This window comes from Beijerinckia indica subsp. indica ATCC 9039, from assembly GCF_000019845.1.
Taxonomy (GTDB): Bacteria; Pseudomonadota; Alphaproteobacteria; order Rhizobiales; family Beijerinckiaceae; genus Beijerinckia; species Beijerinckia indica.
Genome location: NC_010581.1, coordinates 3,417,501 through 3,443,975, shown reverse-complemented (window position 1 = coordinate 3,443,975; position 26,475 = coordinate 3,417,501). Strand labels below are relative to the sequence as shown.

The window sequence follows — 26,475 nt, the reverse complement described above, 5'->3', positions numbered from 1 at the left end:
AGAGAGAAAAGAGAAAATACGCGCTATTTCAGGTTTTTTACGGCAAAAGCCATGCAACTTTTGCCCTCCTGATTTTTCACCTTTTCAGAGGCCTAGTATCAGGAATCATAGATTCCTGATACGTCGATCTAATAGCCGTATCCGGCTGTCATCATTGGCGGGCAACGACTCGTGCACCAATGATGACGGATACTGGGGGCTTTCCACGACCGTGCGTATTAAGGGCCTGGTTGTGGATCTGCTTTCTTATCGTCTTTATCCGCATTCTCGAAACCATGCATGCGGAACGCCCATTGATAGGCGACGAGCGCTCCCTTGATATGTGGCAGCAGCCACAGGGAGAGAAGAACGGTTACGGTTGGCCAGATCAGGATATGCAGCCAGATCGGCGAATCCGGCCAATAGGTCTCCCATGTGAGCATCATCGTGCCGACGACATGGGCGACAATGAAGATCGTCACATAGGGCGGGGCGTCGTCCGCGCGTTGGTGATAGAGCGCCTCACCGCAATTCGGGCAATAATCGTTCACCTTGAGATAGGCGTAAAACATTTTGCCGATGCCGCAATTGGGGCAACGCATGCGCAGGCCGCGTTTCAAGGCAGGCATGAGAGGACGCGGCGCTGGATCAGTGATCGGCGCTTCCTGAACCGCGGTGGTCGTTTGCATCTCTTTTGAAACTTCTTTTCAAAGGCGTCCAGCGGGAGGCCTGGACGAGACAGTTCGATTATCTCGCAAAATCGTTGCCTGTTGCGGAGAGAAACAAGCAATTTGCCAAAGATATAGGGAGTATTTCCTCTTTCGCACGGGCGTCAGACGCATGTCTGAAATGCTGAGATGAGTATAGCCTATCGGCTCGCCCATGGCGATGTGGCATATTCCCGCCACCTGGACAGTTTCGGGGAGGAGGGGAGGCTTGCCTTTCAGAAGGTGCGCAAGCGTCCGGCAGGCTGCGTCTCTTTTGCCCAGAGGCTCTCGGCCAGCGGTCCGAAGACAAAGCCGAGCGTGGCCCAAAGGACAAGCTGGATGCCGACGGCCGACAAGCGAAAATGCCAGAGAAGATCGGCGGAGAAACCGGCCGGAATTTCGTTGAAATCGGGCAAGATCCAGAAAACGAGGCCGAGACAAATTAGATAGAAGGCGGCACCGAGCAAGGCGGCGTTCCAGGCCCCGCATGTGGCGATCAAGCGGCGGGCAAGAGTGACGGCGCCGGTCAGGGCCGCGATGGATAAAGCGAGCATCAGGAAAAAGGCCGCTGTTCGCGGGCCGATGGTGGCGGCCTCGCCGACAGCGGGTGGATTGGCCGGATATTTCAGGCTGGGCACGAGCACCAGGGCGACAAAGCCGCCGAGCGCGAGAAGGACCGAATTGGCGCGTGCGTCCAGATGATCCACGCGGCCATGGAGGCAGGCAAAACCAAGCGCGAAGAACCCGCCGATCGCCGCGCCATAGATCACCAGACCGGTCAAAAGTCCGAGGCCGGCCTGAGTCTCACGCGAAACGATTTCCGTTATTTGAGCCTCGCCGGCCGCCTCGTGATGATGGCCGTGGTGATCATGCTCTTGCGCGGTGCCAGCATGATTGGCTTCGTTCTGATGTTCGAAGGCGATGGCGCGTTCGATCTGCGGTTCGCCGAAGAATTTCGCGCAGCCGAAGGCCAACAGGCCCGCGAAAAGACCCACGACCATGCCGCGCAAGAGCAGACGGGCGACCATTATCTCTCTGCCTTGATAAGAGGACTTAAAGCATCGCTCTTGAATCGGAGTGAATGAGCGATGCTGCAGAGCGCCATGAGTTCACATCCGTGAACCCCACAGCGTTGTGTGATGATCTGACCGAGCAAGTCCATGCATTCAGGCGATTCCGCCCGAATTCAGATCGCTTTAATGGCAGGGGAAAGACAGCAAATGGCGGCTGTCATGCACGAATTCATGGACGGAAGTGCCGTCGATCAGAGATGTCGCGCCTTGTTCGATCCCGACGAAATAAAGGGCCAGCAGAAGGACGAGCCCGGCAAAGAGCGCCCAGGGCAGAATCTGGCCGACGGGGATCGGCGCGGGCCGCGTGGCGGACAGGCGAGTGGTGTGCGAAAGAGCGAGATCAGACATGAAATCTCCCGGGAAAACGCGTCCCTCTGGGTGGATGTGACAGGGAGAGGGTCTGGCTCGCGGCAAGGGCAGATCCCATGCCGTTGACAGTGGCGCGACCGCGTCGGATTTGCACCGGCTTCCGCTTCCTATCAATTTTTGAAATTAGCGGTGAGGTGGGAGGCTTGTCAATCGGCCATAGGCTTTAAAATGTGACAGGCGAGATCATGGCGTGTCGTTCACGTCAAAAGGAAGAGTCCGAGCCGCATATGGTTGTCTTTTGATAGCATACATCGATGTCTCCGCGATCCCTGCGAAAACATGAGGCGGGTTTTGTAAAACTGTATATGTATGGGGCTGAATGATATCACTGATATTCGTGGATCTGACAAATGTCATGATGACCGTTACGGAATACGAGAGGATGACATTATTCGCCGGTTGATTCAGTTTCGGAAACCCGGGTGGATGATCGGCCATCAAGCGGGCCAGCGAAGACCGCGTTGCATTTCTTGACGCACTCTGTACTGATCGTTTTTTCGCCACGGACTTCTGCCATAGATCACGATTTACATCCTTGCTCGTCTGCCATGCGCCACAGCGCTCAACGCTCCTTTCAAAAGTTAACAAGCCATTGAGGAAACGGAGCTGTTCCGGTTTGCTCTCCGATGTTCTATAGCTGAGATGATGGTCGCGGTTGGCGTCGTTCAGGCGGGATCATCGCCATGCCAGGGAGCAAAAGATGGATTGCGATCGGATCAAGCTTTTTTGCCGCCGGGTTGCCTGTATCATGATCATGTCGATGGCCGTCCTCTGGGCCCAAGGGCCAGGACCGGTTTTGGCGGAAACCTCCTCCCCGACGACTGAAATTCCGGCGCCTGAGACGCCGGCCACACCGCCGCCCGCCGCTGATACGGGAACGCCAGGAAATGCCACGACGCAGGTGACGACGATCGAAATCCCGGCACGGCCCGTTCTTCTCCTCAGTGGGAGTTCGGATTGGGAAAAGGGGTTTGCGACGATCCGCGAAAAACTCGCCACGATCGAGACGGAACTCAAGACGGCGGGGCTGACGCAAGCGGGCCATCCGCTGGCGGTCTTCACCTCGACCGATGAAAACGGCTTCAAGTTCAGCGCCATGATTCCCATCACGGCCAAGCCGGAAGGGCTCGATCATCTCGGCAATGAGGTGAAGGTCGGCGATTCGCCGTCTGGCAAGGCGATCAAGTTCCAGCATCGCGATGCTTATGACACGATTGATTCGACCTATGATCTCATCACAGCCTATCTCGATGAAAAGGGACTCGAGGCGCAAAATCTCTTCATCGAGGAATATCTGACCGATACCAAGACGAGCGATGATACGAGCCTGGAAACCGATATTTATGTCTTCCTGAAATGAACTTTTGGAAAGGCACCGGGGCGGCGTTTCGACCGCCCCGTGAGGCGCAAGCGCTGCCATCATGAAGCTCAGCCGAACTTCGGTGAGCGCCCTTTGGTGGGCGTCATGGAATACGGAAATTTTGTGACATTGCCTCTTGCAGGCGTTTGGATAGACCCCAAATCTTTTGTTGCGCGGGCCACTCGAGGACGCGCTTCGAACTTAAGCCAGGGCCAGGGGCCGGCTTATGTCGACTTTCGTCATCCATATCGCTTCTTCAGGAGGATATTCCATGCGCCAGTTTGATCTCGCTCCGCTTTATCGTTCGACCATCGGGTTCGATCGCTTGTTCAACATGATCGACCAGGGGGTCAATCATGAGGGGGTGGGTGGCTATCCGCCTTACAATATCGAGCGCACCGGCGAGAATAATTACCGGATCACGCTTGCCGTAGCGGGCTTTGGTGAAAACGATCTGATGATTGAGACCAAGGAAAACGCTCTGCTGATCCGCGGCTCGAAGGAGAACCAGGAGCAGGCCTCTACACCCAAGGCCGAGACCCTTTACCAGGGCATTGCGGCCCGCGCCTTCGAGCGACGCTTCCAGCTCGCCGATCATGTTCATGTAACGGGCGCCACATTGGAAAACGGACTGCTGCACGTGGATCTGCTGCGTGAAATTCCCGAGGCTCAAAAGCCCCGCCATATTCCAATCGGGAAAGGCGGTGTGAACGGAACAACTGCTCCCAAGGTCGTGGAGCAAGTTGCAGAGCCGCAAAAAGCGGCCTGATCTTCCGGACCTCCGAAATGTTCGGAAAGGCGCCCTTTAAGGGCGCCTTTTTGTATAGGCGAAGCATCATGCATGTTCTGTTTCAGGTGAGGCTCAAAAAAGCCCCGGAAACCTGGTGGCTTCCGAGGCTGATCCTTGCGAGTCACGGCTGGCAGCGCCGTCAGAACGGGGTTATCACGCCATAATAATCGTTGATTCCGCGACCTTCCATCCGTGACCAATCGATCGTGCCCTCGCGGGGGATTTTCGGGGCATTTTCGAGCTTGGTCACGTCGAGATCCTCGAGTTCATAGGCATCGAGGTCCGGATTATAGGTCAGTTTCTGCCAGGGTATGGGATAATAATCCTCGCCTATGCCGAGGAAACCGCCGAAACTCATGACTGCGTAAGCGACCATGCCGGTTTTTTTATCGATCATTAGTCGGGCGATCTCCCCGATCCGGTCGCCATTCTTGCGCCGGACATCGGTTCCCTCCACCCTGTCGCTGGCGATCAGCGCATGGGTCTCCTCGGGAGGGGGATTCGTCTGGTTCGAATTCTCCATCATACGCTCCCTGAATTTTTGTCACGGCGCTTTCGGTGGCGTCATATCACGACGATGACTTGTATCTACCTTGCGAACGTTGGATCCTGGCATCGGTTCCCTGTGGTTCCCTGTTGCGCGAGACCCCAACCCGATGGTTCGTTTCCTCAGGGCTCGCAGACCCAGGCGTGGCCGGAAAGAAAGGAAAGGCGATGAAGGGAATCCTGCTGCCGATCGAGGATCATGTCTTGATGGATTCGGTCATGGAGACGACCCTTCTCCTAGCTCGTCAGTTCGGAAGCACGATAGAAGGGGCGGCGCTCGGACCCAATCTCGCCGAACTGGTCGCAGCGGATTTTTCGCTCAGTGGGGTCATTCTCGATGATCGCGCGCGCCGGGAGCTCTTCGAGGCCAGCCGACGGCGTTTCGACGCCTTCATGGCAGGACATCAGGTGCCGCGTCACACCGATGAGTCCACAGGGCTCTCTTGCGATTGGATGGGTGACACGCTCGTTTCCGATAATGGCATCGGCGAATATGCGCGGGTTTTCGACCTGGTGGTGGTCGGTCTCCCTGGAGCGGGCGCGGGGCAGCCCCGCCGTACGACCTTCGAGGCCGCCTTGTTCGAAAGCGGCCGACCGGTGCTCATCGCCACGAAAACGCCGCCGCCGACTCTTGGCGAAACCATCGTGATCGCCTGGAACGGCAATACGGATACGGCGCGCACCATTGCTTTCGCCATGCCGCTACTCCTGCGGGCGCAAGATGTCATCGTGATCTCGGTGCCGGGACTCAGGCTTCCGGGGCCCCCGGATGAAGCCGTGGTGCGTGGCTTGCGGCGTCACGGCATCAAGGCACGCACGCAGACCGCCCGTGCAGGCCAGGCTTCGTCTGGTCATGCCATACTCGAGGCCGCGACCGAACTCGGCGCCGATCTGCTCATCAAAGGGGGCTATACACAAAGCCGCCTGCGCCAGCTCATCTTTGGCGGTGTGACGAGCGAGATTCTCGCGGAGACCCATCTGCCCGTATTCATGGCTCATTGAATGGCGCCTTGAACGAGGGGCTGTGAACGAAGGGCTGTTAATCGCGCATTTGGCTTTGTGCAATAAAGTATAGCGCGTTCATTCACATTCAGGAACGATGCTGAAAGTCTTTATGATCGCATCAGCCAAAAAGAAGAGCCCACTTTTGAATTTGATGCTTTAGTCTTTGTCGATCGAATCTTCCCGGCCTTGCCTCGGGCGGGGGGATTTTATATCCAATGGCCCGTTCGTGTGGGCACAATAATATTCCTCCTGACGACCGGACCGCATGACCGGCCGGAAAGGCTCAACTCCTTGACCACTTCCTTGATTCTGGGAACGGGTGCCTATGCTCCCAAGAAAATCCTGAGTAACCAGGATCTTGAGCAGATGATCGCGACAACCGATCAATGGATCACCGAGCGAACCGGCATCAAGACACGCCATATCGCCGCTGAAGGGGAAACCACCTCCGATATGGCGGTTTGCGCGGCGCGGGAAGCTCTAGCGCTCGCTGGAACCAGCGCCGAGGAGCTCGACATGATCATCGTCGGCACGATTTCCGCCGACATGCCTTTGCCCTCCTGTGCTGTGCTTATTCAGGCCAAACTCGGTGCGCGCAATGCTTTCGCCTTCGATCTTTCGGCCGCTTGTGCCGGCTCGCTCTATGGCATGAGCATCGCCGATCAATTCATTCGCTCGGGCAAGGCACGCCGCGTTCTCGTCATCGGCGCCGAATTACTGAGCCGGCTCATCGACTGGAGTGATCGCAATACCTGTATCCTGTTTGGCGATGGGGCTGGTGCCGTGGTCATGGGACCCTGCGAGGATCCACAACGCGGGCTTTTATCCACGCATCTCCATACCGATGGCAGCACCGCCGATCTGTTGAAAATTCCAGGAGGCGGCAGCCTGCATCCGCAATCCGAGGAAGTGCTTGCGAACAAATGGCATAAGGTCGCCATGAACGGGCGGGAAATCTATAAATTCGCCGCCAAGGTGCTGCCGCTCGCTCTCAATGAAGCTCTGCAGGCCAATGGATTGCAGGCGAATGACGTGGATCATGTCATCGCGCATCAAGCCAATGCGCGTATTGTCGAAACCGTGCTGGAAAGGGTCGGTATTCCGCAGGAAAAATGCTGGCTCAATCTCGATCGTTACGGCAATACATCGAGTGCATCTCTACCCATTTCCCTCGACGAGGCCAATCGTGCCGGCCGTCTGCGGCCTGGTGACCTCATTGCCATGATGGCCATTGGCGCTGGTATGGCCTGGGGCAGCGCTCTGTTGCGCTGGTAGCGCCACCCTCTTCTCTCCACACCCTGTTTTCCTCCAAGGGGTGAGAGGGGGCGTGACATGATGGCGCGATGGGATGGGTCATCGCTGTGAAAACACGTGTTTTCAAGGTCTTGAGAAGGGTTTCTTGTTTCAGCCTGGCTTTGGGCGGATGCAACCAATCTCTTCATCGCGCGTTCATCTTTTGTCTCACAGGAGGTTTCCATGGCGCGTGAACAGATCCAGTCCCCCGAAAACCTTGCTCAGGCAACGGAGCAGAAAGAGGCATTTCCCCGGGACGAATATACCATGCCTGCTGCGGGACCCCATGCACGCCGTGATCTCGTCAATTTCGATGCGACGCCGGGGTGTGGTATTCTAACGGCCCTTGATGCAGGACAAAATGGTCCCGAGGTCGATAGCGGTGCTGGCTAAAGCTGTGGCCATAGGCGAGCCAGTCACCAACCGTTTTCATAAATCTTCCAAGGGGAACCTCGCGTTCCCCTTTATTTTGTCCGCCTCTCAGCCGATCCAGGAGCCCAATTCACCTCAAAAGAGATCTATTCCCTTCCAGGTGGAATGCTATAGACTGTTGTCATTATTTAATCGAATCAGAATTTTTTTATTAACTTGTTGATTTAATTTATTTTTGTCGCCGATGGAGAGCCTGGCCCTATTTGGCCCCGGTTTGGAAACAGCCGTCACATCTCCTGGAACATCTTAGAAGCTCAGGATGCCCCAGCTCGCCGTTTCGCCGTCCCGTTTCCGCCTGCCGCGGCATCTTACCCGCAAACCGGTTCCTCTTGTCCTGTTGCTTGGTGCGCTCGCGGCTCTGGTGCTGGTGACCGCCGCCGGCTTATCGCTTTCCACCTTGCGTGAACGCGATTTCAATGAAGCCCGCAATCATCTTGGCATGCTCAACCAGTTTCTCGTCGAGGAAACAGATCGGACAATGTCGACTGTGGATCTCGCCTTGACAAATGTCCGGCATGAGATTCTGTCGAGGGACAGTGTGGACGAGGCGAGCTTTCTCGCGAACGGCAGCGACAAGACGACTCGTGCCGTTCTGGTGGCCGCTCTGAAGGGCACGCCTTTCTTGCAGTCGATCGATTTAATTGCGGCCGATGGTCAGGTGATCAATTCCTCGGGCGGATCGCTGGGTGTCTTCCCACGCGAGGCGTCATCGGGCGATCAGAATAATGCCCAGGCGTTTCGCTCTGGCTGCGACGAAGATTTCGCCGAGCCATTCTTTATCGACAAGCCGGTTGAGAATCCCACGACCGGCACTATGACGATCCCGTTCTGCCGACATATCGACAGCCTGTCCGGGACCCGTCTTGGCACGCTCAGGGGCATGATCGATATCGCCTATTTCAAGGCTTTCTATCAAATCGTCCAGAAAGACCCCAATATTGCGGTCGGTCTCTGGCGGCGCGATGGCACCATGCTTTTGCAATATCCGCCGGCTTTCATTTTCTCTCTTTTGTTGAGAGATAAGGTATCTGCGGATGCGGAGATTCCTTCCGACGACGTGCCGCGTGCCATGACCATAAAGAATTCCGAGGCTGGACCCGCGCGGCTCGTCATCGTCGGAGCCACGCGGCAATTTCCCCTTGTCGTCACGATCAGTTTCACAAGCAGTCAGATCTATCTCGCCTGGTGGCGAACGGCGGTCATGGCGGCAATCGGGTGTCTCTTATGTTTCCTGCTGATCGGATTCGCGATCTGGTTGCTGACGCGGCAATTGACAGCCTATGAGGCTCTTGACCTCGCCATTGCCGAAAAGAGCGAAGCCATCGCCGCCCGCAACGAGGCCGAGGCGCAATTGCGGCAGGCGCAAAAGCTTGAGGCGATCGGCCAACTCACTGGCGGCATAGCCCATGATTTCAATAATCTTCTCACGGCGGTTCTCGGTAATCTCGAATTGCTCAGCCGGCATGTCGAGGGCGGAGACGCCAAGCTCCAGCGTTGGACCCGCAATGCACTCGAGGCGGCCAAACGGGGCGCCTCACTGACCGCGCGTCTCCTTGCCTTCTCGCGGCGTCAGCCGCTCGAGCCGCAGCCGGCCGATCTGTTCGCCATGCTCCAATCCATGAGCGATCTTCTGAGCCGGACACTCGGCGAGAATATTCAGATCGAGATGCGGATCACTGAACATCTCTGGCGGCCCTTCGTCGATATCAATCAGCTCGACAATGCGATTTTGAATATCTGCCTGAATGCGCGCGATGCCATGGAGGGACGCGGCAAGCTTGTCATCGCCGCTCGCAATGTCACGCGCGAGGAAACCAACAATGACATGACCGATGATGCTTTGTCGGCTGATATCATTAAGGGTGATTATGTTCTGATCGAGATCAGTGACAAGGGGCCTGGAATCGATAAAGCTGTGCTTGAACGGGTGTTCGAGCCCTTTTTCACGACGAAGCCCATCGGCCAGGGCACGGGGCTCGGCCTCAGCCAGGTTTATGGCTTTCTCAAGCAGAGCGGTGGCCATATCGAAATCGAAAGCGAGAAAGGGCAGGGGACGACAGTTCGCTTGTTTCTGCCGCGCGCCCGCGCCGATGCCGAGCAGGCGAATGCGTCGGAACCTTTGTCACTCGCCGAACCGGTCGGGCATCGCGAAACCTTGCTCATCGTGGAGGATGACGCGGAGGTCCGTGGCTATTCCGTCGAGATTCTCAGAAGCCTTGGTTATACGGTGCTTGTTGCCAAGCAAGCGAACGAGGCCTTGGCCTATCTGCACCAGTCGCGCGCAATCGATCTTCTGTTCACCGATATCGGCTTGCCCGGCATGAATGGCCGTGATCTTGCCGAGGCGGCGCGCATGCTGCGTCCCGGCCTGCCTGTTCTGTTCACCAGCGGTTATGCCCGCTCCGGCGTGCTCGATGAAGAGCACCTTGACCTCGGAATGCAACTGCTGCGTAAACCCTTCAGCCGCACTGAATTGGCCTGGCGTCTGCGCTTTTTGCTGGCGACGCGGCAGGCGGAGGGAAGCCGCAAAGGCGCCGAAGCGAGGTGAGCCGTAACGCCTGCCAAGGATCGCGTAATCACGCGAGCTCACTGGTCTCGTCGAGCAGGAGCAGGACGCCTTCGATCGGAAGAGCGATCCAGTCGGGTCGGTTGAGGGCTTCGTGATCGAGCGCAGAGAGAGCCTTCGACAGGAAAAACAGACGTAACAGGCGTATGCGGGTCGGTTGGTCCTTGATCCAGATCGCGCTATCGGTGGCCGCTTCCATATAGGCATCGATGAAGACCCGGGAGAAACGGAGGCGTTCCTTCGCAAGTTCGCTTGCGACTGTGGTGCCGGGAAGTTGTCTTGCCAGATCACGCCGCGCGGTTTCCACCGCATAAGCGAAGGAACGTACCATATCGGCGACATCGAGCAAGGGCGAGGCTTTGGTGCGTCGCTCTGCGATAGTCCGGGCCGAATTGGCCTCAAAATTGAGGATGACGACATCGTCCTTCACGACCAGTAATTGACCGAGATGATAATCGCCGTGAATGCGGATCTTAATCGCCCCCACGGGAGGCTGCGTCAGGCGTTCGATCAGCGCAAAACAGTCCTGTTGGCGATGCAGGAGAGCCATGCAAGCGTTGCTGGTTTCTTCTGTGACACTTGCTTGCCGCTTGAGACGTTCGAGATGGGTGAAAGCGCGCTCGGCGAGAGAGCGTGCACGCGCGGCCGCTGCCTCGACATCCTTGAAAGTCAAGGGTTCGGCCGCGAAAGCCTGATCGTCTGTCTCCACTGCCAGGGCCTTGTGTAATTCGGCGGTGCGTTGCCCAAGCCGGCGCATATGCGGAACATAGGTCGCAAAACTATCAGGTGGTGCGGTTTCCGATTGTGTCGAGGTCGGCGCCAGTGCCTGTGTTTCAAGCACACGCTTCAAGGCATGCAGTGTCCACCGCCAGGCGTCCCCCTGACTGCGAATGAAGCTCTGCAGAATTGCTAGGGCGGTCCGATTTCCTTCCTTGTCGACATATTCGATCGTGCCGAGCAAGGCGGGCATATTGGTGAAAAGCGCCGTGCTGGACAAAAACAGACTGGTCTCGATTTCCGGTTCTACTCCCTCGTGAAGACGGTGATTGATCTTGAGGATCAGCCGATTGGAGAGGGCCAGCGCAATCTTGTCGTCTTCAGTCTCTAGCCGATGTACGGAGAGCGCCGTAAGATCGGCTTCCGCGTCGAGGCGGTCGGCGAGGAGTTTGGTCGGCCGGAAGACGAAACGATTGCTCTTTGGTGTTGTCATGACAGCCTCGCTCCGCAAGGCATCGATCATCGCAATCGCAAAAGCGGGATTGACATCGGCGTCATAGAGCAGACCAGTCTCGGCCGCCCGACGCAGCACGGCGACACCATGGGTCAGCGCGTTTTCGTCCTCCGTGCCAGCTTCGGCGGCAAAGGGCGTGAAATAGGCTTGCGCGGAGCCATTATCGAAATCGACATCGAGGAGCGGCAGAATGAAACGGCCCTGGTGAACATTGCGCAGAATCGCGAAATCCCGCACGTTGACGGAACTGATCTTCCGCTCGCTATTATCGAACCAGGGCCGCGAGACGAGAAAACGCGGTGCGACAGTGCGCTCGAAAGCCGCCAATTCACGTCCGGCCAGAATGGTCTCCAGTTTCCCGGTCGCGACGAGGGTAAATAATTCAGGCGTCGGCCGTACCTTCATCTGATCGCGCAACGCCTCCACCGGTTCCAGGCGGAACCAGAAAAAACCATAAGCGGCCAGTGTCAGCAGATAGGGGGTGGTGCCGATCGGTGGAAACAGAACGCCGCCCATCAACTCGACCGGAACGGCATTTTTGAATTCGGCGAGATCGAGTTCCACGGCCTGTGCGGAGCCCGATACATTGACGACGCAGAGAAGTGTCTCGCCCTCATGGAGGCGCAGATAGGCAAGCACCCGGCGGTTCGATGGATACAGGAAACGCAAGCTGCCGCGTCCAAAGGCGGCATGGGAACGACGCACGGCAATCAGGCGCCGCGTCCAGTTCAACAGGCTGGTTGTGCTCGCAAGCTGCGCCTCGACATTGATGGCGCTATAGCCATAGATTGGGTCCTGGATGGCCGGCAGGAACAATTTGGCCGGATCGACGCGGCTAAAGCCGCCATTGCGATCGACCGACCATTGCATTGGCGTGCGCACGCCATCGCGATCGCCGAGATAGATATTGTCGCCCATACCGATCTCGTCGCCATAATAGAGCACGGGTGTGCCCGGCATGGAATGAAGCAGCGAGTTCAACAGTTCGATCTTGCGGCGATCATTGCCGAGCAGAGGGGCGAGCCGCCGCCTGATGCCGAGGTTGATGCGGGCACGCTGGTCTGCCGCATAGAAGGACCAGAGATAGTCACGCTCCTTGTCGGTGACCATGGCAAGTGTCATTTCGTCATGATTGCGCAGGAAGATCGCCCATTGCGCGCTTTCAGGAATATCGGGGGTCTGCCGCATGATGTCGGTGATGGGGTGCCGGTCTTCCTGAGCGAGGGCCATGTAGATTCTTGGCATGAGTGGGAAATGAAAGGCCATGTGGCATTCATCGCCATCGCCAAAATATTGTGCGGTCTCCTCTGGCCAGAGATTGGCTTCGGCGAGCAGCATGCGATCGCTGTAACGGGCATCGAGAGCGGCACGGATTTTTTTGATGATGGCATGGGTCTCAGGCAGATTTTCGCAATTCGTGCCTTCCCGTTCGATGAGATAGGGAATGGCATCGAGCCGTAATCCATCGACCCCCATATCGAGCCAGAACACCATAATGTCGAGCACGGCCTCGATGACGCGCGGATTGTCGAAATTAAGATCCGGCTGATGTGCATAGAAACGATGCCAGTAGAAAGCTTTTGCCTCGTCGTCCCAGGTCCAGTTGGATTTCTCAGTATCGAGAAAGACAATGCCCGCATCTTTGTAGCGGTGATCGTTTTCGGCGAAGACATAGAAATTGCGCGCGGCGGAACCGGGTTTTGCCGCCCGCGCGCGCTGGAACCAGGGATGCTGATCCGATGTATGATTGATGACGAGTTCCGTGATCACGCGCAGATCGCGTTCATGGGCCTCGCGCACGAAACGTCGGAAGTCGCGCAGCCCGCCATAGGCAGGATTGATCGTGCGATAATCCGAAATGTCATAACCGTCGTCGCGCAGGGGAGAGGGATAGAAGGGCATTAACCAGATCGCCGTCGCCCCGAGATCCTTGATGTAGTCGAGCTTGGCGGTCAGGCCCTTGAAATCGCCCATGCCATCATTGTCGTGATCGTAAAAGGATTTCACATGGAGCTGATAGATGATGGCGTCGCGATACCAGGATACGTCATTCCGATCGATCATGGAGGAGGCTCCAGCACGGGGCGAATTGCTCGTCCGCGCCGGCCCAGACGATCCGTCCGTGAGAGGCGGCGCGGTGACGACTTCAACCCAAAAGTGGAAAACCACTTTTGGGGCAAGAATTATACGCTATAACAAAGAGATAGAAAGAATTTTCGGATTCAGTTTCAACTGAATCCTCTAGAGAGTCGGATAGGGGTGATGGGCACCCCTTCTCTCTTGAGAAAGCCCTGAGATTTTATCTCTTAATGGCCGAGGCTCGGCCAGCGGCCGGGCCAGGTCGGGAGCGGATCGTCAAGAGGCGGCGGCAAGGCCGTTTCCTGCAAAATCTCGCCGCCAAGGGCGTCCATGTCGTCCGGCTCTCCCAGGGTGGCGAGGAAATGATCGGACCAATTCGCGACATCATGGGCATCGAGCCGTTCCATCATCGCGGCGTAACGATATTTGCGTTCCGCGATCGGCATGCTGAACGCTCGCGCGATGGTGGCGGCCATGCCGTCCGTGTCATGGGGATTGACGAGCAAGGCTCCATCCATTTCGACGGCGGCACCGGCGAATTGCGAGAGCACCAGAACGCCGGGGTCGTCGGGCGATTGCGCCGCGACATATTCCTTGGCGACGAGATTCATGCCATCGCGCAAAGGCGTGACGAGGCCGACGCGCGCCATGCGGTAAAGACCGGCAAGGACAGGGCGGCTCATTGTCTTATTGAGATAGGCCACGGGCGACCAGTCGACCTCGCCGAGCTTGCCGTTGACGCGGCCGACCTGTTCGGCCACGGCGCATTGCAATTGGGCATATTCGGGGACTTCGGAACGGGATTTCGGGGTAACCTGCAAAAGCGTGGTGCGGGCCTTGGCCGCTTGCGGCGAACGTTCGAGAAAGGTCCCGAAAGCCTCGATGCGTTGCGGCAATCCCTTCGTATAATCGAGCCGGTCGACGCCGATCGCGAGCGGGCGCCCATCATAGGCCGCCCTGGCCCGGCGGACGACGGGATTTTTCTCGGCGTTGCGGGCTTCTTCCGCGAAAGCTTGCGTATCGATGCTGATCGGGAAGGCGCCGATCTTGAAGATCCGGCCATTGGCCTTGCATCTGTGTTTGTCGAGGATTTGGCCGATTCCGGTCTGATCAAGGCCATGCCGGAAATTGGCGGCGTCATAGGGCGTCTGAAAACCGAGAAGATCATAGGCGGTCATGGCCCGCAAAAGGCGCTCGTAGGAAGGCATCGTCATGGCGATGTCGATAGCGGGCCAGGGAATATGGTGGAAGAACCCGATTCGATTGCCGGCGCCCAACTGCCGCAGGAATGAAGCCAGCGGTAAAAAATGGTAATCATGGACCCAGACGATATCGTTGGGTTGCAAAAGATCGACGAGGCCGCGGGCGAAATATTCATTGACGCGGAAATAGCCCGTCGCGTCGCGGGTGGAAATTTCGGCGAGATCGGTCCGGTAATGGCAGATTGGCCAGAGCACGCGATTGGCGAAGCCGTGGTAATATTCCTCCATGTCGCGCCGCGACAAGTCACAGACGGCATAGGTGATGGAACCGCTCACGCGCGGGTGGGGAGGCGCCTCAATGTCCTGGCTGATCTTGCCGGACCACCCGAACCATAGGCCCCCGCGTGTTTGCAAGGCTTCCTCGAGGGCGACCGCGAGGCCGCCGGCGTTCGGGGATCCCGTTGTGGGAACGCGGTTCGAAACCACGACCAGGCGAGCGGCGGGTTTTATCTTGGACAGCGCGGTCTGTTCACGCAGGAGTTCCAGGGCGACCATGAGTGCGATAACCTCCCTTTTGGCCGATTGGCTCGGCACGACCCGCGATTTCTTCTTGAATCTGTTCTTTCTCTGAAAACGGGCCTTTGAGATAAACGGATCGCGCGTCTTGCGATCCTCGAATTATTGATGTTTGCCTAGTAAACGCTTGAAAACCCCAATCGTTGCAGACCTTGGCCGTTCATAGTCAGATCAACAAAATGTCAAGGGAACATATCCAGGTAAAATAGAAGCAAGACCAGCAAAGAACGGGTTGATCCATTGGCCATGTCGATAGGGTACTATCTTTATTCCATAAGAATTTGGCAACAATACTGGTTTCACCGGCGTATCAGCGAAAATTTTGCCTAATTCTCGCCATGAATGCTCATTTTTGGCCATATAATGCCTTATCGCGATCTTGTTCCGGCGCTCCAGTCTGGATCGTTCCTGCGCGCAGGCGGTTCAACTCTGCGCGGTGATGTGCAAGAGGCAGATATGCGGTCGGTTCAAGAATATGTGGCGAAAAAACAGGATTGGCTTGTGTTTGTGCCAGAAAATCCCTGCGTTATGCGGCGTTTCGGCCCGTGTTTCTCGGAAAACCTAAGAGTTTTCCGTTGAAATGACGCTCTGTTTTGTTGCCGGTGGTCAATGTTGATTGACAATGGCTTCGGGCAAGGCAATTTTATCGGAGACTATTGACCACCATCTTTATTATGAATAGCTCCTTGTTACGGATTGTAAGGGGAATTGACTCGTCTCCAGAGGTTTTTATGCCTAAAGGATTGTTTCACATTGGGCGGTTGCGTGTCATGTGAGGCAGGCAATGCGGTCCTTGGATGCGGTTTATCGGCACTATGTTCTCGCGTGGGACAGGCTTGTTCAGTCGCCGATTGAAGATGAGTTATGTCCCTGACCGAAGCCTCCGGAGTGGAAAGCTTGCGAGGCGGTTTTTGAGTCTGGAATTGGAAATCGGCCGATGCCTCAGTCTTATGGTTCCATGAAGGCCGATGGCCGCAACATTGTTAATGGAATGCTTAAACTTCTCTGAGCTGATAGAGACCGTTCATCGAAGCCCTCGCGACCTCATTTCCGGACTGCCCATACGTGTCGAAATTCAACAGCCTCGCCGATTTTGCCACGAAGCGTTTCAGGCTTGCGGGAAAAGCCTATCTTGAAAACGGCGACCCTTTCTTCGCGCCCATAGACCGCCTGCGACACGAGGCGGAGGCCCGGGGCGATTATTTCGTCAGTTTCGCGAATTACGATTATCTTGGTCTTTCGACCCATCCGGCCATCAAATCCGCCTGTGCCGATGCGCTTGAGACCACGGGGGTCGGAGCTTTGGCCTCACGGCTCGTCGGCGGTGAACGGGCGGCTCATCATATTCTCGAGCAATCCCTGGCGGACTTTCTGCGGACCGACGCCGCGCTGACCTTGGTCAGCGGCTATCTGACCAATGTGACGACGATCGCCCATGTCATGGGGACTCGCGATGCGATCTTTATCGATGAATTGTCGCATAATAGCATCGTCAGCGGCGCCAAGAGCGCGGTCGCCGAAACCATCATTTTCCGCCACAATGATCTCGATCATCTCGATCACCTCCTGACGGAGAAGCGGGGGCAGTTTCGCAATGTCATGGTCATTGCGGAAAGTCTCTACAGCATGGACGGCGATATCGTCGATCTGCCGGCCCTGGTCGCCCTCAAGCGGAAACATAATGCTTGGCTTCTGATCGATGAAGCCCATTCGATCGGCGTGCTGGGCGCCGAGGGCCGTGGCATTTGCGAATATAGCGGCGTGGATCCCAACGAGATCGATCTCATCATCGGGACCTTGTCCAAGACGCTTGCCTCCTGTGGTGGCTTCATCGCCGGCAAGCAGGCGGTCATCGAATGGCTGCGTTATACATTGCCGGGCTTCGTCTATAGTGTCGGCTTGTCTCCGGTCATTTCAGCCGCCGCCCATATGGCCTTGCAATTGGTGCAAAAGGAAACGTGGCGCCTGGAAAGGTTGCGGCGCAACGCCGAGCTTTTCGTCGAGCTCGCGCATGAAGCCGGCCTCGATACGGGCCCGGCGATTGGGCGCGGCGTCATTCCGATCATGTTCCGTGACAGCCACGAAACTCTGGCCGCTTCCGCCTATCTCATGGAAAACGGCTTCTATGTGCCGCCGATCATCCAGATCGGTGTGCCGAAAGACCAGCCGCGCTTGCGCTTCTTCCTGTCCGCTTCGCATAGCGAGGCGGAGATTCGCGGCGTGATCTCCTTGCTCGGCCAGAACCTACCTGCGCAGGCTCCCGCCACTCATCCCATCAGCGCCGCTGGCTAAAACCATCAGATCGGCGATGGGTGTCTTGTTCGCAACCGAGTTTGCGCGCCATAACGTTCTCGCCATCCGCCGAAAGATGTGGGTATGATCGAGATCCTTCCCGTCGACGGGATTTTGCGTTTCCTGGCCTTTTGTCGTCTGCCGCGTCAGCTTTATCGTGGCAAGCCAGGCTTTGCAGCCTCGCTGGATGCCGAGCGCTGGACCCTCCACGCCAAGAAACTCAACCCGCATTTCAAACTCGTTGAATCGCAAGCTTGGCTTGCCCGCAAGGACGGGCAATGGGTCGGGCGCATCCAGGCGCAGGTCTATCATGAGGATTATGCACCGCGCGAGGCTTCGCGCGGGCAATTCGGCAGCCTCGATGCGATCGACGATCAAGCCGTGGTCGATGCTCTTCTGGAAACAGCGGAAAACTGGGTGAGACAACGGGGCCAGCAGGTGATGCATGGCCCCTTCTCGCCGTCCATCAATGGCGAATTGGGCTTGCTGATCGAGGGATTCCAGGCGACCCCCATGGTGTTGATGCCCTGGCACCCTCCTTATCTGCAAGCCTTGGTTGAGGCCCGTGGTTATCACAAGGCCCGTGATTTGATCTCCTACCGCTATGCGATCAGTGATGCGGAAAAGATCGACCGGCCAAGCGTCGCCGAGCGTCCCGAATGGCGAGACCGACTGCGCATCCGCGCTATTGATTTCAAAAATCTCGATGCTGAGGTCACGACCCTCGTCGATATTTTCAATGACGCCTGGGCCGAGAATTGGGGCTTCGTGCCGATGACCCATGCCGAATTGATGTCGAGCGCGGAAGCTCTGAAATATGTGACACCGGCCGAGGGGAGTTTCATCATCGAGCTTGATGGTGAGCCGCAGGCCTTTGGCGTGATCCTGCTCAATCTCTTCGAACTGACCGAAGGATTCGACGGTCGCTTGCTGCCATTCAATTTTGCCCGGCTCGCCTGGCGCTTGCGGAAACATGTCTATAAAACCGGCCGCCTCGCTTTGCTCGGCGTGCGGCGTGGTTTGCATCGGAAGACGGCGGGTGGCGCTGTCCTTTTCGCCTTTATCGAAGAAGCCAGAAGACGCAGCCGCAAACATGCGCTCGAACAGATCGAATTTGGCTGGGTGCTCGAGGATAATATGGCGATCCGCCGGCCGATCGAATGGGCTGGTTCCAAGATCGATAAGGTGCACCGCGTCTATGAGAAGGCGCTTTAAAACCTGTGTACGCTCAGGTGGCTCTTCCTTGGCCTATAGGCCTATGCCGATGCGCAATCGTGACAAAGCCCGGCGATCTCCATGATCCGCGTTCGTGGCCGGAAATGCTCTCTTGCCGCCAGGCTCGTCAAGCCCGCGCCGAGTTCGACTGAGCTGGCCTCGATCACTGATCCGCACTTTTCACAGATCAGAAAGACGATGGGTTCCTCCGCCGCGTGGCCATGGCGGCATGCCAGATAAGTGTTGCAGGAGGCGAGCCGGTGGACGAGCCCGTTTTCGAGCAGAAAATCGAGCGCTCGGTAGATTGAAATGGGTGCCGGCCGCTTGCCGGTCGTCTCGGCGATTTTCTCGATCATCTGATAAGCGCCGAGCGGCTTTTGCTCCTTGGCCAGAATGTCGAGAATGCGCTTGCGTCCTGGTGTCAGGCCAACGGCCTTGCGGACAGGATCGGGGGATGGAATCGGCGGCTGGTGAGCGTGCATGCGATCAGCATAGACGTAAAGTTCGGGCAAGGCGACCATGATTGGATCAGCTCGAGCGGCACTCTGACTTTCGTGCGAATCTCCTCAAAGGCGGAGCCTCTTTCGACGGACTAGGGCTTTTTCATTCTAACTGAAAGAATAGAACTGAGAGTAGTGGAGTCACGATAATAAGGCCTGAGTGTGAAGATCATTCGGCTTAAAATGGGGGGAATGAATGAGCTTGAAATCACGCAATGCCCTCGTCACCGGCTCGACAAGCGGTATTGGTCTTGCGATCGCCCGGACATTTGCGCGGGAAGGCGCCAATGTGACGATCAATGGCTTCGGTGATGCGGCGGCCATCGAAACCGAACGCGCTGCGATCGAGAAGGAATTCGGCGTCAAGGCCTTCTATTCGGATGCCGACATGACCAAGCCCGAGGCGATCCGCGCCATGGTCAAGGAAGCTAAGGAGAGACTGGGCTCTCTCGATATTCTTGTGAACAATGCCGGGATCCAGCACGTCTCGCCCATCGAGGATTTTCCGCTCGAGAAATGGGATCAGATCATAGCGATCAATCTTTCCGCGGCGTTTCATGGAATTGCTGCCGCCATTCCCGGCATGAAGGCGCGCCATTGGGGCCGCATTATCTCGACCGCTTCGGCCCATTCCCTGGTCGCCTCGCCGTTCAAATCCGCCTATGTCTCGGCTAAGCATGGCATTGTGGGGCTGACCCAAACAGCGGCGCTCGAACTCGCGACCTCGGGCATCACGGTCAATTGCATTTCGCCGGGCTATGTCTGGACACCGCTCGTCGAGAAGCAGATCCCCGACACGATGAAAGCCCGCAATCTCAGCCGTGACGAAGTCATCAATAACGTCATTCTAGCGGCACAGCCGACCAAACAATTCGTGACGGCCGACCAGGTTGCGTCCCTCGCCCTTTATCTTTGTTCGGATGCGGCGGCGCAGATCACGGGCTCCAATCTGGTGATCGATGGCGGGTGGACAGCGGCTTGATGTCAGACAGGTTTGAAGGCTGCGGAGTCCGTATGTTGGAGCAGGATCATGGGATTATGACAGAGGGGCGAAACGCCAAGAGTGTCCTTGTTGATGCCCCGTGCTTCTGGTTTGGGGCTCGGGCGGATCTTTGACAGACGTAGTAATATTAGAGTTTTTCGCCGAACGGGGCCACATTCGCCATAGAAGCGTTTGGGATCTCCGAAAAGCCAAGCCTTATGAGGCGACGAGAATTTGGGGGCAAAGATGCGTGGGTTTGAAATGGAGGAGAACGCTGCGGGTGGTGCGGGGCGAGAAAAGAAGAAGATTAATCTTGCCTTGCAAGGGGGAGGGTCGCACGGGGCCTTCACCTGGGGCGTGCTCGATGTCCTGCTCGCCGATGAACGCCTCGAAATCGAGGCGGTGACGGGGTCCAGCGCCGGGGCGATGAATGCGGTGGTCATGACGCAAGGATTCATCGAAAACGGGCGTGAGGGCGCGCGTAAAAAACTGAATGAATTTTGGCGCTCGATCAGCATGGAAGGGCAATTGTCGCCGCTGCAGCGCCAAGCCTTTCGTCTCTTTTTCACCGGCTGGCCGCTGCAGACACAAATTACCCGATGGTGGGCCGATGTCGTCACCCATTTCGCCAGCCCCTATGATTTCAATCCGCTGAATCTCAATCCCTTGCGCGATCACCTGTCGAAAATAGTCGATTTCCCGAGTGTGCGCGCCTTTCGTGATTATCGTCTGTTTGTCGGCGCGACCAATGTCCATACCAGCCAGATCCAGGTCTGGCATGGCGAGGAATTGCAAGTGGAGCATGTCTTGGCCTCCGCCTGTCTGCCCTTCATTTTCCAGGCGGTGGAAATCGATGGCGTGCCTTATTGGGACGGTGGCTATCGCGGAAATCCGGCCTTGTTCCCACTGTTTTACGGAACGGAATGTCCTGACATCGTCATCATTCAAATCACGCCGTTCATACGCCATACAACGCCGCAAACGGCGAGGGACATTCAGGATCGGCTGAATGAAATCACATTCAACGGCGCTTTAATGAGTGAGATGCGGGCCATCGATTTTGTCAATCGCTTGATCGATTCCGGTAAATTGTCGCGCAAGGATTATATGCGGCCCAACCTGCATTGCATCGATGGGAGCGCGCTTCTTGACGCTTTTTCCTCCACTACCAAGCTCGATTCTTCCTGGCATCTGATGGAGAAGCTCTACCAGTACGGGCGGCGTGCGGCGGAGGACTGGCTGGCCGCAACATTCGATTCGATCGGCGTGAAGGGCACACTCGACCTGCGTACGGCGTTCAGTGCGGCTTGAATGTCGGTTGTAGCGTGTCTTATGTCGGATCATGCCAAGTGCTGCGATGCGTGGCGCTTGGTCCCTGTCCCTTTCTGGAGTTTTTGCTTTGTCAAAGGCGTCGCGAAGAGTCCAGAATATTCTCTATGACGCTTTGTATGTGTTTAGGAAGGTTTGTGGAGCATTGACCAGCAGCGAAGCTTGTTCATCACTGTCCATTCGCCATTGATGACAAAACCCAGCGCTCCATAAAAGGCGAGATTCTGCTCATTGGCTGTTTCAAGATAAGCACTTAAACCGGCATGGTTCGCGCGAGCGATGCCGGCCTTGATGACAGCTCCACCACGTCCTTGCCCCTGCTGTGTCGGCAGGCATCCAGCGATGTGTAAATACCAGTGGGGTTCCATCGGATGATGAGAATCGCAAGCCGCATGATAGAGAAGGGCTCGCCCTAATGCGCCTTGAGTGACCTTCAGCCAGGGCCACGTATACTGAAGCGTTTCCAGAATCGAAGGCGTTTCATGTCCGGGCGCAGGCCAGAGAGCGGCTGCCTCACATTGATCTGTGACGAAGCAAACTCCCCTTTGTATGTCCGATTGATAGATTATGTTGAAACAGGTTGGCGCCCGCGCCAAACGTATCTCTGGATCTGGGAAGATAAAGGATAGAGCAGGGTCTTCATTAGAGCGGATTTCGAACGAATTGAATCACGTTGAGGATTCCCTTGAGACACGATTTCTGATTCAGAATCCGTGCTGGTGAAGGAGGCCGGCATGGATGGGCCACGCACTATCGATGGATTTGCGATCGCGCTTGTTGGCGGCGATTGATGGCGGGATGAGCTGCCGTGCGGCGGCGACGCGTTTTGGGGTAGCACCCTCGACGGCGATCCGCTGGCAGGCGCAGCGACGCGAGACCGGCGACTATTCGCCCAAACCCCAGGGCGGTGACATGCGGTCGCACCGGATCGAGGCGCGTCGGGCGGATATTCTAGCCGTTTGGGAAACGCGCAAGGACATCTCGCTCGAAGAATTGCGCCTGGTGCTGATCGAGATCGGGCTAACCGTCTCCGTGGCGGCTCTTCACCGCTTCTTCGTACGACACGGCATGACGCGCAAAAAAAGACTGGCCATGCAATCGAGCAAGATCGTCCCGACATCCTGAAGCAGCGGCGCCACTGGTTTGATGGCCAGCTCGATCTGGAGCCGGAACGCCTCGTGTTCATCGATGAAACATGGACCGCCACCAACATGACACGTAGCCACGGGCGCTGCGCGAAGGGCGAGCGTCTGCGCATGGGCTTCCCCCATGGCCATCGCAAGACCACCACGCTGGTAGCCGGGCTGCGCACCAGCGGCATGGTGGCGCCGATGGTCCTCGATGGGCCCATCAACGGCGACTGGTTCGAGGCCTATGTCACGCAGATCCTCGTGCCGGAATTGCGCCGTGGCGACATCGTCATCATGGACAATCTATCGAGCCATAAGCGCGTCTCGGTACGCGAGAGGATCGAGGCGGCAGGGGCTGCCTTGCTGTTCCTCCCGCCCTACAGCCCCGACTTCAACCCCATCGAGAAGGCCTTCGCCCGGCTCAAAGCCATGCTCAGAAAAATCGGCGAGCGCACCGTGAGTGGCCTCTGGAAGCTGATCGGAAAACTCGTCGACATCTTCCGGCTAGACGAATGCGCCAACTACTTCAGATCGTGCGGATATGATCCATAGTGATCGGTAAACGCTCTAAATGCAGCGGCAAGCATATGCGCGATTTTTGATTGGTCGCTCTCGCGAGCTTCCTGCATTGAGACATCTTGTTGCATCGCATGTCCCTTCAGCTTGTCCTGTTCCGGGCGGATTGTCAGTCTATGCGAGTCCAAGGGAGTTGAACGGGCTGTGACGATCTTCAGCCTATCCCATAGGTCGCGACCGGGCGAGAGGGGTGAAGGGTTCAGACCTTTCCAAAGCTTCCCCTTCGCGCCTCTTTGAGCCCCTCAACGACAGGTCTCGCACAACTCGCTGGAGGATCTTCAGGCGGGCAATTGGCCAGTCCGTTACGCTCACGCGTCAGCTCCCGTCCTTAATGCTTCATTAACCAAACGAGCGCGCGCCAGACCTCGCCAAACGGAATGAGACGAATTTTTGAAAAAAGTGGATTGACCTGGCCGGCGAGGGGGTCTTATAAGGCGTTCATCGACGGCGCCGCTGGATTGAGTGGCTGACGCGAGACACTTTTCCTGATTTTATCGGGTTTAGGCTGCCCTGGCTGAGAGGCTGGGTGGTTTGGTGTCTTTGGGTTAGGGAGTTTTTGCTTCTGCTGTTTTGGACTGTGCTGTTTGACAATTGAATCGGAAGAAAGAGAAACGTGGTCGGCGGGATCCTTGCGGTTCATCTCCGAGAGGGGATGGACGTATAGAGAACTCTGGCGGTCACGGAACAAGTTCATCGTGTTTTGAGCTGAGAAGCTTGAGGCAGGTGTGCTTGGGACTCGTCGAAATAGAGTAGTGACCAGCCGGCATTGAATTCTCGATTTAACTTGAGAGTTTGATCCTGGCTCAGAACGAACGCTGGCGGCAGGCCTAACACATGCAAGTCGAACGCCGTAGCAATACGGAGTGGCAGACGGGTGAGTAACACGTGGGAACATACCCTTTGGTTCGGAATAACTCAGGGAAACTTGGGCTAATACCGGATACGCCCTACGGGGGAAAGATTTATTGCCGAAGGATTGGCCCGCGTCTGATTAGCTAGTTGGTGAGGTAATGGCTCACCAAGGCGACGATCAGTAGCTGGTCTGAGAGGATGATCAGCCACATTGGGACTGAGACACGGCCCAAACTCCTACGGGAGGCAGCAGTGGGGAATATTGGACAATGGGCGCAAGCCTGATCCAGCCATGCCGCGTGAGTGATGAAGGCCTTAGGGTTGTAAAGCTCTTTTACCTGGGAAGATAATGACGGTACCAGGAGAATAAGCCCCGGCTAACTTCGTGCCAGCAGCCGCGGTAATACGAAGGGGGCTAGCGTTGTTCGGATTTACTGGGCGTAAAGCGCACGTAGGCGGATCTTTAAGTCAGGGGTGAAATCCCAAGGCTCAACCTTGGAACTGCCTTTGATACTGGGGATCTCGAGTCCGGGAGAGGTGAGTGGAACTGCGAGTGTAGAGGTGAAATTCGTAGATATTCGCAAGAACACCAGTGGCGAAGGCGGCTCACTGGCCCGGTACTGACGCTGAGGTGCGAAAGCGTGGGGAGCAAACAGGATTAGATACCCTGGTAGTCCACGCCGTAAACGATGGATGCTAGCCGTTAGGCAGCTTGCTGCTTAGTGGCGCAGTTAACGCTTTAAGCATCCCGCCTGGGGAGTACGGTCGCAAGATTAAAACTCAAAGGAATTGACGGGGGCCCGCACAAGCGGTGGAGCATGTGGTTTAATTCGAAGCAACGCGCAGAACCTTACCAACCTTTGACATGTCTCGTTTGGTTACCAGAGATGGTTTCCTTCAGTTAGGCTGGCGAGAACACAGGTGCTGCATGGCTGTCGTCAGCTCGTGTCGTGAGATGTTGGGTTAAGTCCCGCAACGAGCGCAACCCACGCCCTTAGTTGCCATCATTCAGTTGGGCACTCTAGGGGGACTGCCGGTGATAAGCCGAGAGGAAGGTGTGGATGACGTCAAGTCCTCATGGCCCTTACGGGTTGGGCTACACACGTGCTACAATGGCGGTGACAATGGGATGCGAAGGGGCGACCCTCAGCAAATCTCAAAAAGCCGTCTCAGTTCGGATTGTACTCTGCAACTCGAGTGCATGAAGTTGGAATCGCTAGTAATCGTAGATCAGAACGCTACGGTGAATACGTTCCCGGGCCTTGTACACACCGCCCGTCACACCATGGGAGTTGGTTCTACCCGAAGGCGTTTTGCTAACCGCAAGGGGGCAGGCGACCACGGTAGGGTCAGCGACTGGGGTGAAGTCGTAACAAGGTAGCCGTAGGGGAACCTGCGGCTGGATCACCTCCTTTCTAAGGATGATCCTTCAGGATTGGGATTTTCCCCATTCTATCGGATCACTTGGAACAAATGGCCAGTCAGGCCAAATTCGCGGGATTTCGCCGCCTTCGTTTCTCTTTCTTCCTGGACGAGCCCGCGCTACCTGCTTTGAATTCATAAATCTTATGGATTTGGCAGCTAGTGTGTTCAACGGTTCGGGCTTGTAGCTCAGTTGGTTAGAGCGCGCGCTTGATAAGCGTGAGGTCGGAAGTTCAAGTCTTCCCAGGCCCACCATTCTCAGCGAGCCTCTTTCTTCTTGCTGGGCAGCGAGCTTTTGAACGTTGGCCCCGGCGCCCAGCGCCGCAAGGCCGACCGGCCGCCGCACCTGATGGTGCGCAAGCCAAGTGGGCGGATGCCCACGCCGGCGCCTGAGGCAAGGTATAAGGGGCCATAGCTCAGTTGGGAGAGCGCGTGCTTTGCAAGCATGAGGTCGTCGGTTCGATCCCGTCTGGCTCCACCAGATGGGTGTATTGCCGTCGGCTTTGACTGCTTTATGCGCTTGGCTCTCTGATCCGTTTGATCAGGTTCGTCCGTTTTGACCGTTTCGCGGCTTCTACGAGAAGTACGCGGGTTGTCTTACATTGTGAAAAGGAAACATATCCGATTATGGCATCGGGTTTTGGCTCACTGGGTTTTGCTCAAGGGGTCTGAACTTGGATGACATAAGCGCTTCAGTCAGTGAACGGTGCGACCGCACGTTCTCGGATATGTTTGAAGCAAACTGGTCTTTTATGATCATGCTTTTTTCATTCTTGGATTGGGTTCGCGCCGTCAGGCGCGGCGCCCGTTCGGGCTTGCGGTGCTTTGCACCGTGTGCCGATCGTCCAGGAATGAGACCGCGCCGAGCGGTGGGCATTGATAATGAGAGCGATCAAGTGTCTTAAGGGTATCCGGTGGATGCCTTGGCGCTGAGAGGCGATGAAGGACGTGGTACGCTGCGATAAGTCA

Annotated in this window: 20 protein-coding genes, 2 tRNA genes and 2 rRNA genes (1 of these 24 cut by a window edge); 15 read left to right on the top strand and 9 right to left on the bottom strand. The window is 56.6% G+C overall.

What is annotated here, in order from left to right; all coding sequences use genetic code 11:
• Window positions 1-218 precede the first annotated feature (218 nt).
• The 3 genes from BIND_RS15310 to BIND_RS15300 form a co-directional block, all read right to left on the bottom strand.
• Window positions 219-668 carry a DUF983 domain-containing protein gene (locus BIND_RS15310; RefSeq protein ID WP_012385935.1) on the bottom strand — a complete coding sequence of 150 codons (450 nt, stop codon included), beginning with the start codon at window positions 666-668 and terminating at the stop codon, window positions 219-221.
• A 254-nt stretch (window positions 669-922) separates the two neighbouring features.
• Complete coding sequence (locus tag BIND_RS15305; protein WP_012385934.1) at window positions 923-1,714, bottom strand: CbtA family protein; 792 nt, start codon at window positions 1,712-1,714, stop codon at window positions 923-925.
• 168 nt (window positions 1,715-1,882) lie between these two features.
• Window positions 1,883-2,107 (bottom strand): CbtB domain-containing protein, encoded by a 225-nt coding sequence (locus BIND_RS15300; protein WP_012385933.1) that lies wholly within the window; start codon window positions 2,105-2,107, stop codon window positions 1,883-1,885.
• A 781-nt stretch (window positions 2,108-2,888) separates the two neighbouring features.
• Between BIND_RS15300 and BIND_RS15295 the strand changes: the two genes are divergently transcribed.
• Together BIND_RS15295 and BIND_RS15290 are read left to right on the top strand one after the other, a co-directional pair.
• Window positions 2,889-3,488: a GyrI-like domain-containing protein gene (locus BIND_RS15295; RefSeq protein ID WP_244395903.1), complete on the top strand. Its 600-nt coding sequence runs from the start codon at window positions 2,889-2,891 to the stop codon at window positions 3,486-3,488.
• A gap of 271 nt (window positions 3,489-3,759) precedes the next feature.
• Window positions 3,760-4,257, top strand: a complete 498-nt coding sequence (locus BIND_RS15290) for an Hsp20 family protein (protein ID WP_012385931.1) — start codon at window positions 3,760-3,762, stop codon at window positions 4,255-4,257.
• A gap of 160 nt (window positions 4,258-4,417) precedes the next feature.
• On the opposite strand, the gene BIND_RS15285 is transcribed toward BIND_RS15290, so the two are convergent.
• Complete coding sequence (locus BIND_RS15285) at window positions 4,418-4,801, bottom strand: PRC-barrel domain-containing protein (protein ID WP_012385930.1); 384 nt, start codon at window positions 4,799-4,801, stop codon at window positions 4,418-4,420.
• A 191-nt stretch (window positions 4,802-4,992) separates the two neighbouring features.
• On the opposite strand from BIND_RS15285, the gene BIND_RS15280 reads away from it, so the two are divergent.
• The 4 genes from BIND_RS15280 (at window position 4,993) to BIND_RS15265 (ending at window position 10,102) form a co-directional block, all read left to right on the top strand.
• The gene (locus BIND_RS15280) at window positions 4,993-5,826 is read left to right on the top strand and encodes a universal stress protein (protein ID WP_012385929.1); all 834 of its coding nucleotides are present in this window, start codon (window positions 4,993-4,995) and stop codon (window positions 5,824-5,826) included.
• 294 nt (window positions 5,827-6,120) lie between these two features.
• A complete protein-coding gene (locus BIND_RS15275) occupies window positions 6,121-7,104 on the top strand; it encodes a beta-ketoacyl-ACP synthase III (RefSeq protein WP_041778150.1) in 984 nt (327 codons plus the stop codon).
• Between the two features lie 201 nt (window positions 7,105-7,305).
• Window positions 7,306-7,515: a hypothetical protein gene (locus BIND_RS15270; RefSeq protein ID WP_012385927.1), complete on the top strand. Its 210-nt coding sequence runs from the start codon at window positions 7,306-7,308 to the stop codon at window positions 7,513-7,515.
• A gap of 298 nt (window positions 7,516-7,813) precedes the next feature.
• Window positions 7,814-10,102, top strand: a complete 2,289-nt coding sequence (locus BIND_RS15265) for an ATP-binding protein (protein WP_012385926.1) — start codon at window positions 7,814-7,816, stop codon at window positions 10,100-10,102.
• Between the two features lie 28 nt (window positions 10,103-10,130).
• Here the strand turns inward: BIND_RS15265 and treS are convergent, their stop codons facing one another.
• From treS to BIND_RS21425, 3 genes are all read right to left on the bottom strand, one after another.
• Window positions 10,131-13,415 (bottom strand): maltose alpha-D-glucosyltransferase, encoded by a 3,285-nt coding sequence (gene treS / locus BIND_RS15260; RefSeq protein WP_012385925.1) that lies wholly within the window; start codon window positions 13,413-13,415, stop codon window positions 10,131-10,133.
• A 242-nt stretch (window positions 13,416-13,657) separates the two neighbouring features.
• The gene (locus BIND_RS15255; protein ID WP_012385924.1) at window positions 13,658-15,187 is read right to left on the bottom strand and encodes an alpha,alpha-trehalose-phosphate synthase (UDP-forming); all 1,530 of its coding nucleotides are present in this window, start codon (window positions 15,185-15,187) and stop codon (window positions 13,658-13,660) included.
• Window positions 15,188-15,379: 192 nt separating this feature from the next.
• The gene (locus tag BIND_RS21425) at window positions 15,380-15,568 is read right to left on the bottom strand and encodes a hypothetical protein (RefSeq protein WP_148210665.1); all 189 of its coding nucleotides are present in this window, start codon (window positions 15,566-15,568) and stop codon (window positions 15,380-15,382) included.
• Window positions 15,569-16,273: 705 nt separating this feature from the next.
• Here BIND_RS21425 and BIND_RS15245 point away from each other — a divergent pair.
• Window positions 16,274-17,500 carry an aminotransferase class I/II-fold pyridoxal phosphate-dependent enzyme gene (locus BIND_RS15245; RefSeq protein WP_012385923.1) on the top strand — a complete coding sequence of 409 codons (1,227 nt, stop codon included), beginning with the start codon at window positions 16,274-16,276 and terminating at the stop codon, window positions 17,498-17,500.
• Window positions 17,501-17,584: 84 nt separating this feature from the next.
• The gene (locus BIND_RS15240; protein WP_012385922.1) at window positions 17,585-18,715 is read left to right on the top strand and encodes a hypothetical protein; all 1,131 of its coding nucleotides are present in this window, start codon (window positions 17,585-17,587) and stop codon (window positions 18,713-18,715) included.
• 41 nt (window positions 18,716-18,756) lie between these two features.
• Here the strand turns inward: BIND_RS15240 and BIND_RS15235 are convergent, their stop codons facing one another.
• On the bottom strand, window positions 18,757-19,236 hold the full coding sequence (locus tag BIND_RS15235; RefSeq protein ID WP_012385921.1) for a Fur family transcriptional regulator: 480 nt from the start codon (window positions 19,234-19,236) through the stop codon (window positions 18,757-18,759).
• Between the two features lie 175 nt (window positions 19,237-19,411).
• On the opposite strand from BIND_RS15235, the gene BIND_RS15230 reads away from it, so the two are divergent.
• Complete coding sequence (locus tag BIND_RS15230) at window positions 19,412-20,197, top strand: 3-hydroxybutyrate dehydrogenase (RefSeq protein ID WP_012385920.1); 786 nt, start codon at window positions 19,412-19,414, stop codon at window positions 20,195-20,197.
• Window positions 20,198-20,443: 246 nt separating this feature from the next.
• Window positions 20,444-21,508: a patatin-like phospholipase family protein gene (locus tag BIND_RS15225; protein ID WP_012385919.1), complete on the top strand. Its 1,065-nt coding sequence runs from the start codon at window positions 20,444-20,446 to the stop codon at window positions 21,506-21,508.
• A gap of 143 nt (window positions 21,509-21,651) precedes the next feature.
• Here the strand turns inward: BIND_RS15225 and BIND_RS15220 are convergent, their stop codons facing one another.
• Window positions 21,652-22,122, bottom strand: coding sequence for a GNAT family N-acetyltransferase (locus BIND_RS15220; protein ID WP_012385918.1), 471 nt, complete (start codon window positions 22,120-22,122; stop codon window positions 21,652-21,654).
• A 142-nt stretch (window positions 22,123-22,264) separates the two neighbouring features.
• On the opposite strand from BIND_RS15220, the gene BIND_RS20820 reads away from it, so the two are divergent.
• The 5 genes from BIND_RS20820 to BIND_RS15190 form a co-directional block, all read left to right on the top strand.
• Window positions 22,265-23,208, top strand: a protein-coding gene (locus tag BIND_RS20820; RefSeq protein ID WP_012385917.1) for an IS630 family transposase whose coding sequence is annotated in 2 segments (ribosomal slippage) — window positions 22,265-22,604 and window positions 22,604-23,208 — 945 coding nt in all. Because the reading frame shifts where the segments join, the coding sequence is not laid out codon by codon here.
• A gap of 804 nt (window positions 23,209-24,012) precedes the next feature.
• Window positions 24,013-25,499: ribosomal RNA gene (locus tag BIND_RS15205) — 16S ribosomal RNA — on the top strand.
• A 185-nt stretch (window positions 25,500-25,684) separates the two neighbouring features.
• Window positions 25,685-25,761 (top strand) — tRNA-Ile (locus BIND_RS15200).
• Between the two features lie 150 nt (window positions 25,762-25,911).
• A tRNA-Ala gene (locus BIND_RS15195) sits at window positions 25,912-25,987 on the top strand.
• Between the two features lie 409 nt (window positions 25,988-26,396).
• Window positions 26,397-26,475 (top strand): 23S ribosomal RNA (locus BIND_RS15190) (it continues 2,725 nt past the right edge of the window).
• The 16S and 23S rRNA genes sit together here with 2 tRNA genes alongside, the layout of an rRNA operon.